This window comes from Mesorhizobium sp. WSM4813 (assembly GCF_055811555.1).
In genome coordinates this window covers 163,592-170,321 of sequence record NZ_JBVVQU010000004.1, presented here as the reverse complement: position 1 = coordinate 170,321, position 6,730 = coordinate 163,592, and the positions used below count along the sequence as shown (strand labels likewise).

Below are 6,730 nucleotides of genomic sequence, written 5' to 3'. Positions count from 1 at the left end.
AGAGAAGCTGCGCTTCGCCATCCGTGAAGGCGGCCGCACCGTCGGTGCCGGCATCGTCGTCACCATCAAAGAGTAATTTGGACTGAAACCGATCTGTCGCGGGCGCTGCCCGCGCCGCGCCAGAACAAGGAAGTGACGCATGAACGGACAGAATATCCGCATCCGCCTGAAGGCGTTTGATCACCGGGTGCTTGACGCCTCGACGCGGGAAATCGTGTCGACGGCCAAGCGCACCGGCGCCAACGTCCGCGGCCCCATTCCGCTGCCGACGCGGATCGAAAAGTTCACGGTCAACCGGTCGCCTCACGTCGACAAGAAGAGCCGCGAGCAGTTCGAGATGCGCACGCACAAGCGTCTGCTCGACATCGTCGATCCGACCCCGCAGACGGTCGACGCTTTGATGAAGCTTGATCTTGCCGCCGGTGTCGACGTCGAGATCAAGCTCTAAGGAACCAGAGGGGCGGGGCGACCCGGAACTCTGAAGGAACAAGAGGCGTGGAGGGGCGACAGCCCCGACAGGGAACTCTAAAGGAATTGAACCGATGCGTTCAGGTGTGATTGCAAAGAAGGTGGGAATGACCCGCATCTACAACGATGCCGGGGAACATGTTCCCGTCACTGTTCTCCAGATGGAGAACTGCCAGGTCGTGGCGCAGCGCACGCAGGAGAAGAACGGCTATACCGCCGTCCAGCTCGGCGTTGGCCTTGCCAAGGTGAAGAACACGTCGAAGGCGATGCGCGGCCATTTCGCGACCGCTTCCGTCGAGCCGAAGGCCAAGGTTGCCGAATTCCGTGTCTCCGCCGACAACATGATCGATGTCGGCGCCGAGATCACTGTCGAGCATTTCGTCGTCGGCCAGAAGGTCGATGTGACGGGAACCACGATCGGCAAGGGTTTCCAGGGCGTCATCAAGCGGCACCACATGGGCGGTGGCCGCGCGACCCACGGCAACTCGGTCTCGCACCGTACGCACGGCTCGACCGGCCAGCGCCAGGACCCGGGCAAGGTGTTCAAGGGCAAGCATATGGCCGGCCACATGGGCGACACCCGCGTCACCACGCAGAACGTCGAGGTCGTCTCGACCGACGCCGATCGGGGTCTGATCCTGATCCGCGGCGCGGTTCCCGGTTCGAAGGGCGCCTGGATCCTGGTTCGCGACGCGGCCAAGGTTGCGCTGCCGGCCAATGCGCCCAAGCCTGCCGCAATCCGCATCATTGCAACCAATGATGGCGCCAAGAACGATGCCCCGGCCACAGTAGATGCCCCGGCCACAGAGGGAGCGGAATAATGGACCTCAAGATCACAACGCTTGGCGGCAAGGACGCCGGCAAGGTGAAACTCTCCGAGGAGATTTTCGGCCTTGATCCGCGCGAAGACATCCTGCAGCGCGTCGTGCGCTGGCAGCTTGCCAAGAAGCAACAGGGCACGCACAAGACCAAGGGTCGCGCCGAGATCGCCCGCACCGGCGCCAAGATGTACAAGCAGAAGGGTACGGGCCGCGCCCGCCACCATTCGGCACGCGCTCCGCAGTTCCGCGGCGGCGGCAAGGCCCACGGGCCGGTCGTCCGCAGCCACGAGCACGACCTGCCGAAGAAGGTGCGTGCGCTGGGCCTCAAGCATGCTCTGTCTGCCAAGGCCAAGAGCGCCTCGCTCATCATCATCGACGAGCTGATGCTGACCGAGGCCAAGACCAAGGCGCTGATCGCGAATTTCGCGACGCTGGGCCTCTCCAACGCCCTGCTGATCGGCGGCGCCGAGCTCGACAAGAACTTCAAGCTGGCGGCGACGAACATCCCGAACATCGACGTGCTGCCCATCCAGGGCATCAACGTCTACGACATTCTGCGCCGCGGCACGCTGGTCCTTTCGAAGGCCGCCGTCGAGGCTCTCGAGGAGCGCTTCAAATGACCGACCTTCGTCACTACGACGTGATCGTCTCGCCGGCGATCACCGAAAAGTCGACCATGGCTTCCGAGCAGAACCAGGTCGTCTTCAACGTCGCCAAGAAGGCGTCGAAGCCGGAAATCAAGGCTGCCGTCGAAGCGCTGTTCGGCGTCAAGGTGATGGCCGTGAACACGCTTGTCCGCAAGGGCAAGATCAAGCGCTTCCGCGGCACGATCGGCCGCCAGAGCGACGTCAAGAAGGCGATCGTGACGCTGGCCGACGGCCAGTCGATCGACGTCGCGACGGGTCTCTGAGCAAGACCGCGAGGACAACAAACATGGCACTGAAAAAATTCAACCCGATAACGCCGAGCACCCGCCAGCTGGTCATCGTCGATCGCTCGGGCCTCTACAAGGGCAAGCCCGTTAAGGGCCTGACCGAAGGCCTGACCAAGTCGGGCGGCCGCAACAATTACGGTCGCATCACGGCCCGCTTCATCGGCGGCGGTCACAAGCGTACGTACCGCATCATCGACTTCAAGCGCCGCAAGTTCGACGTTGTCGGCACGGTCGAGCGTATCGAATACGATCCGAACCGCAGCGCCTTCATCGCGCTGATCAAGTATGACGACGGCGAGCTGTCCTACATCATCGCTCCGCAGCGCCTTGCTGCCGGCGACAAGATCGTGGCCGGCGAAGCGGTCGACGTGAAGCCGGGCAATGCGATGCCGCTGGCCTCGATGCCGGTCGGCACGATCGTCCACAACATCGAGCTGAAGCCGGGCAAGGGCGCCCAGGTTGCCCGTTCGGCTGGCGGTTATGCTCAGCTCGTCGGCCGTGACCAGGGCATGGCGATCCTGCGCCTGAATTCCGGCGAACAGCGTGTCGTCCACGGCTCGTGCATGGCCACTGTCGGCGCCGTGTCCAACCCCGACCACGGCAACATCAACGACGGCAAGGCAGGCCGCACGGTGTGGCGGGGAAAACGCCCGCACAACCGCGGCGTGACCATGAACCCGGTCGACCATCCGCATGGCGGCGGCGAAGGCCGCACCTCGGGTGGCCGCCATCCGGTTTCGCCTTGGGGCAAGCCGACCAAGGGCAAGAAGACGCGGTCCAACAAGGCGACCGACAAGTTCATCCTGCGCTCGCGCCATCAGCGCAAGAGCTAAGAAGAGGTAACGCCAAGTGACTCGTTCGATTTGGAAAGGCCCCTTCATTGACGGCTACCTTCTCAAGAAGGTGGACAAGGTTCGTGAAGGTGGTCGCAATGAGGTGATCAAGATGTGGAGCCGTCGCTCCACCATCCTGCCGCAGTTCGTCGGCTTCACCTTCGGTGTCTACAACGGCCAGAAGCACGTTCCCGTTTCGGTGAATGAGGACATGGTCGGCCACAAGTTCGGTGAATTCGCTCCGACCCGGACCTATTACGGTCATGGCGCGGATAAGAAGGCGAAGAGGAAATAATCATGGGCAAGGCCAAAGCTCCGCGCAGGCTTGCTGATAACGAAGCGCGCGCCGTGTTGCGCACGATCCGTATCAGCCCGCAGAAGCTGAACCTGGTTGCGGCGCTGATCCGCGGCAAGAAGGTCGCGACAGCGCTTTCCGATCTTGAATTCTCGGCCAAGCGGATTTCCGGCACGGTCAAGAAGACGCTGGAATCGGCGATCGCCAACGCGGAAAACAACCACGACCTTGACGTCGATGCGCTGATTGTGGCGGAAGCCTATGTCGGCAAGTCGATTGTCATGAAGCGGTTCCATGCCCGTGGCCGTGGCCGCGCCAGCCGTATCGAGAAGCCGTTCTCGCACCTCACGATCGTCGTCCGTGAAGTCGAAGAAAAAGGGGAGGCCGCATAATGGGCCAGAAAATCAATCCGATCGGTCTGCGTCTCGGCATCAACCGCACCTGGGATTCGCGCTGGTTCGCGAATACCGGCGAGTACGGCCAGCTGCTGCATGAGGACATCAAGATCCGCAAGTATCTTGCGAAGGAACTCAAGCAGGCTGCGATTTCGAAGGTCGTGATCGAGCGTCCGCACAAGAAATGCCGCGTCACCATCCATGCGGCGCGTCCGGGCCTGATCATCGGCAAGAAGGGCGCCGACATCGAGAAGCTTCGCAAGAAGCTGATGGAGATGACGAAGTCCGAGACGCATTTGAATATCGTCGAAGTGCGTAAGCCCGAGATCGACGCGACGCTGGTCGCCCAGTCGATCGCTCAGCAGCTTGAGCGCCGCATCGCGTTCCGCCGCGCCATGAAGCGCGCCGTGCAGTCTGCGATGCGCCTCGGTGCCGAAGGCATTCGCATCAACTGCGCCGGCCGTCTTGGCGGCGCCGAGATCGCGCGCATGGAATGGTACCGCGAAGGTCGCGTGCCGCTGCATACGCTGCGCGCCGACGTCGACTACGGCACGGCCGAAGCACACACCGCCTACGGCATCTGCGGCGTCAAGGTCTGGGTGTTCAAGGGCGAAATCCTCGAGCACGACCCGATGGCTTCGGAGCGCCGCGCCACCGAGGGCGATCATGCGCATGGCGGTGGTGGTGAGCGCGAACGCGGTCGCCGTCGCGAAAACGCCTGAGACAGTTGAGAATTTGGAGTTAGAACGATGCTGCAGCCAAAGCGCACAAAGTTCCGCAAGCAGTTCAAGGGTCGTATCCATGGTGCCGCCAAGGGCGGCACCAATCTGGATTTCGGCGGTTTCGGGCTGAAGGCGCTTGAGCCGAACCGCGTCACCGCGCGCGAGATCGAGGCGGCCCGCCGCGCGATCACCCGCGAGATGAAGCGCGCCGGCCGCGTCTGGATCCGTATCTTCCCGGACGTGCCGGTGACGTCGAAGCCGACCGAAGTCCGCATGGGCAAGGGCAAGGGCGCGGTCGATTACTGGGCGGCGCGCGTCAAGCCCGGCCGCATCATGTTCGAGATCGACGGCGTCAATGAGGAAACCGCCCGTGAGGCGCTGCGTCTTGGCGCGGCCAAGCTCTCGGTCAGGACGCGCTTCGTACAGCGCATCGCAGAATAAGGACGGGCTGATCATGAAAGCCGAAGACATTCGGACCAAGACCCAGGACCAGCTGACCGACGAACTGGCCAGCCTGAAGAAGGAGCAGTTCAACCTGCGCTTCCAGAAGGCCACCGGCCAGCTCGAGAAGACCGCGCGCGTGAGGCAGGTCCGCAAGGACATTGCGCGTATCAAGACCATCGCTGCGGAAAAGTCCGCGGCTAAGAAGGCTTAAGGACGAAAACCATGCCAAAGCGCATTCTGCAGGGCACCGTCGTCAGCGACAAAAACGAGAAGACGGTTGTCGTCAAGGTCGAACGGCGCTTCACGCATCCCGTGATGAAGAAGACCGTGCGCATGACCAAGAAGTACAAGGCGCACGACGAGAACAACGCCCACAAGGTCGGCGATCAGGTGTTCATCCAGGAATCGAAGCCGATTTCCAAGGACAAGCGCTGGACCGTCGTGTCTTCGGACCAGGCGTAAACAACGAATTTTGGACAGACCGGGGAGGGGCTTTGAGCCCGTCCCGTTAGAAGAGAAGAAGGCGGCCAGTCATGATTCAGATGCAAACAAACCTCGACGTCGCGGATAATTCCGGCGCCCGTCGTGTCATGTGCATCAAGGTGCTGGGCGGCTCGAAGCGGAAATACGCTTCTGTGGGCGACATCATCGTGGTGTCGATCAAGGAAGCCATCCCGCGCGGCCGCGTCAAGAAGGGCGATGTGATGAAGGCGGTCGTGGTTCGCACGGCCAAGGACATCCGCCGCCCGGACGGCAGCGTGATCCGTTTCGACAAGAACGCAGCCGTTCTCGTCGACAACAAGAAAGAGCCGATCGGCACGCGTATCTTCGGACCGGTTCCGCGCGAACTCCGCGCCAAGAACCACATGAAGATCATCTCGCTCGCGCCTGAAGTGCTGTAAGGAGCCGGACCAATGCAGAAGATTAGAAAAGGCGACAAGGTCGTCGTGCTGGCCGGCAAGGACAAGGGCCGTTCGGGCGAAGTCCTCTCGGTACAGCCGAAGGAAGACACCGCGCTGGTGCGCGGCGTCAACATGATCCGTCGTCACCAGAAGCAGTCCCAGTCCCAAGAGGGCGGGATCATCACCAAGGAAGCGCCGATCCAGCTGTCGAACATCGCGCTCGCCGACCCCAAGGATGGCAAGCCGACCCGCGTCGGTTTCATCTTCCAGAAGGACGGCAAGAAGGTGCGCGTCGCCAAGCGCTCGGGAGAAGTCATCAATGGCTAAGGCTCAAACCAAGCAGGCGACTGCCCAGAACACGCCGCGCCTCAAGCAGGTCTACAACGAGACCATTCGCAAGGCGCTGCAGGAGCAGTTCGGCTACGAGAACGAGATGCAGGTTCCGCGCATCGACAAGATCGTGCTGAACATGGGCGTCGGCGAAGCGACCGGTGATTCGAAGAAGCCTTCGATCGCGGCGGAAGATCTTGCGCTGATCGCCGGCCAGAAGGCCGTCGTCACGCACGCCCGCAACTCGATCGCCGGCTTCAAGGTCCGCGAAAAGATGCCGATCGGCGCCAAGGTCACGCTGCGCAAGGAACGCATGTATGAGTTCCTCGACCGTCTCGTGAACATCGCGCTGCCGCGCGTCCGCGACTTCCGCGGGCTCAATCCGAAGAGCTTCGATGGCCGTGGCAACTATGCCATGGGCATCAAGGAACACATCGTGTTCCCGGAGATCAACTACGACAAGGTTGATCAGATCTGGGGCATGGACGTCATCGTTTGTACGACTGCGAAGACGGACGACGAAGCCAGGGCATTGCTCAAGGCCTTCAACTTCCCCTTCCGCCAGTAACGGCAGCGAGAAAAGGAA

15 protein-coding genes are annotated in these 6,730 nt (G+C 62.0%); all 15 read left to right on the top strand.

The window, feature by feature from the left end:
* On the top strand, window positions 1–76 hold a 76-nt coding region (locus tag AC0L25_RS03780; protein ID WP_454589835.1), incomplete at its 5' end, for an EF-Tu C-terminal domain-related protein.
* Between the two features lie 63 nt (window positions 77–139).
* Window positions 140–448, top strand: a complete 309-nt coding sequence (gene rpsJ, locus AC0L25_RS03775; protein WP_006205468.1) for a 30S ribosomal protein S10 — start codon at window positions 140–142, stop codon at window positions 446–448.
* Window positions 449–542: 94 nt separating this feature from the next.
* Entirely contained in the window at window positions 543–1,289 is a 747-nt protein-coding gene (gene rplC / locus AC0L25_RS03770; RefSeq protein WP_473594247.1) for a 50S ribosomal protein L3, read from the top strand.
* Window positions 1,289–1,909 (top strand): 50S ribosomal protein L4, encoded by a 621-nt coding sequence (rplD, locus tag AC0L25_RS03765; protein WP_027154042.1) that lies wholly within the window; start codon window positions 1,289–1,291, stop codon window positions 1,907–1,909. Before rplC ends, rplD begins: the two co-directional genes overlap by 1 nt.
* Window positions 1,906–2,199, top strand: a complete 294-nt coding sequence (locus AC0L25_RS03760; protein WP_010909275.1) for a 50S ribosomal protein L23 — start codon at window positions 1,906–1,908, stop codon at window positions 2,197–2,199. The genes rplD and AC0L25_RS03760 overlap by 4 nt, the downstream gene beginning before the upstream one ends.
* Before the next feature lie 23 nt (window positions 2,200–2,222).
* The gene (rplB, locus tag AC0L25_RS03755) at window positions 2,223–3,056 is read left to right on the top strand and encodes a 50S ribosomal protein L2 (RefSeq protein WP_095488566.1); all 834 of its coding nucleotides are present in this window, start codon (window positions 2,223–2,225) and stop codon (window positions 3,054–3,056) included.
* A gap of 16 nt (window positions 3,057–3,072) precedes the next feature.
* Window positions 3,073–3,351: a 30S ribosomal protein S19 gene (rpsS, locus tag AC0L25_RS03750; protein WP_006205463.1), complete on the top strand. Its 279-nt coding sequence runs from the start codon at window positions 3,073–3,075 to the stop codon at window positions 3,349–3,351.
* Window positions 3,352–3,353: 2 nt separating this feature from the next.
* Window positions 3,354–3,743 (top strand): 50S ribosomal protein L22, encoded by a 390-nt coding sequence (gene rplV / locus AC0L25_RS03745; RefSeq protein WP_006205462.1) that lies wholly within the window; start codon window positions 3,354–3,356, stop codon window positions 3,741–3,743.
* Window positions 3,743–4,468, top strand: a complete 726-nt coding sequence (rpsC, locus tag AC0L25_RS03740; protein WP_352956217.1) for a 30S ribosomal protein S3 — start codon at window positions 3,743–3,745, stop codon at window positions 4,466–4,468. Before rplV ends, rpsC begins: the two co-directional genes overlap by 1 nt.
* 27 nt (window positions 4,469–4,495) lie before the next feature.
* Window positions 4,496–4,909, top strand: a complete 414-nt coding sequence (gene rplP / locus AC0L25_RS03735) for a 50S ribosomal protein L16 (protein ID WP_023799290.1) — start codon at window positions 4,496–4,498, stop codon at window positions 4,907–4,909.
* A gap of 13 nt (window positions 4,910–4,922) precedes the next feature.
* Window positions 4,923–5,123: a 50S ribosomal protein L29 gene (rpmC, locus tag AC0L25_RS03730; protein WP_023799289.1), complete on the top strand. Its 201-nt coding sequence runs from the start codon at window positions 4,923–4,925 to the stop codon at window positions 5,121–5,123.
* A gap of 11 nt (window positions 5,124–5,134) precedes the next feature.
* Window positions 5,135–5,374 (top strand): 30S ribosomal protein S17, encoded by a 240-nt coding sequence (gene rpsQ, locus AC0L25_RS03725; protein WP_023799288.1) that lies wholly within the window; start codon window positions 5,135–5,137, stop codon window positions 5,372–5,374.
* Between the two features lie 71 nt (window positions 5,375–5,445).
* Complete coding sequence (gene rplN, locus AC0L25_RS03720; RefSeq protein ID WP_006205457.1) at window positions 5,446–5,814, top strand: 50S ribosomal protein L14; 369 nt, start codon at window positions 5,446–5,448, stop codon at window positions 5,812–5,814.
* 12 nt (window positions 5,815–5,826) lie between these two features.
* On the top strand, window positions 5,827–6,141 hold the full coding sequence (gene rplX / locus AC0L25_RS03715; protein WP_013531428.1) for a 50S ribosomal protein L24: 315 nt from the start codon (window positions 5,827–5,829) through the stop codon (window positions 6,139–6,141).
* Window positions 6,134–6,712, top strand: coding sequence for a 50S ribosomal protein L5 (gene rplE / locus AC0L25_RS03710; protein WP_023799287.1), 579 nt, complete (start codon window positions 6,134–6,136; stop codon window positions 6,710–6,712). Before rplX ends, rplE begins: the two co-directional genes overlap by 8 nt.
* Window positions 6,713–6,730: the final 18 nt, after the last annotated feature.

Coding starts and splice junctions, on each gene's coding strand:
- rpsJ (WP_006205468.1), top strand. CDS start 140: ATGAACGGACAGAATATCCGCATCCGCCTGAAGGCGTTTGATCACCGG.
- rplC (WP_473594247.1), top strand. CDS start 543: ATGCGTTCAGGTGTGATTGCAAAGAAGGTGGGAATGACCCGCATCTAC.
- rplD (WP_027154042.1), top strand. CDS start 1,289: ATGGACCTCAAGATCACAACGCTTGGCGGCAAGGACGCCGGCAAGGTG.
- AC0L25_RS03760 (WP_010909275.1), top strand. CDS start 1,906: ATGACCGACCTTCGTCACTACGACGTGATCGTCTCGCCGGCGATCACC.
- rplB (WP_095488566.1), top strand. CDS start 2,223: ATGGCACTGAAAAAATTCAACCCGATAACGCCGAGCACCCGCCAGCTG.
- rplV (WP_006205462.1), top strand. CDS start 3,354: ATGGGCAAGGCCAAAGCTCCGCGCAGGCTTGCTGATAACGAAGCGCGC.
- rpsC (WP_352956217.1), top strand. CDS start 3,743: ATGGGCCAGAAAATCAATCCGATCGGTCTGCGTCTCGGCATCAACCGC.
- rplP (WP_023799290.1), top strand. CDS start 4,496: ATGCTGCAGCCAAAGCGCACAAAGTTCCGCAAGCAGTTCAAGGGTCGT.
- rpmC (WP_023799289.1), top strand. CDS start 4,923: ATGAAAGCCGAAGACATTCGGACCAAGACCCAGGACCAGCTGACCGAC.
- rpsQ (WP_023799288.1), top strand. CDS start 5,135: ATGCCAAAGCGCATTCTGCAGGGCACCGTCGTCAGCGACAAAAACGAG.
- rplN (WP_006205457.1), top strand. CDS start 5,446: ATGATTCAGATGCAAACAAACCTCGACGTCGCGGATAATTCCGGCGCC.
- rplX (WP_013531428.1), top strand. CDS start 5,827: ATGCAGAAGATTAGAAAAGGCGACAAGGTCGTCGTGCTGGCCGGCAAG.
- rplE (WP_023799287.1), top strand. CDS start 6,134: ATGGCTAAGGCTCAAACCAAGCAGGCGACTGCCCAGAACACGCCGCGC.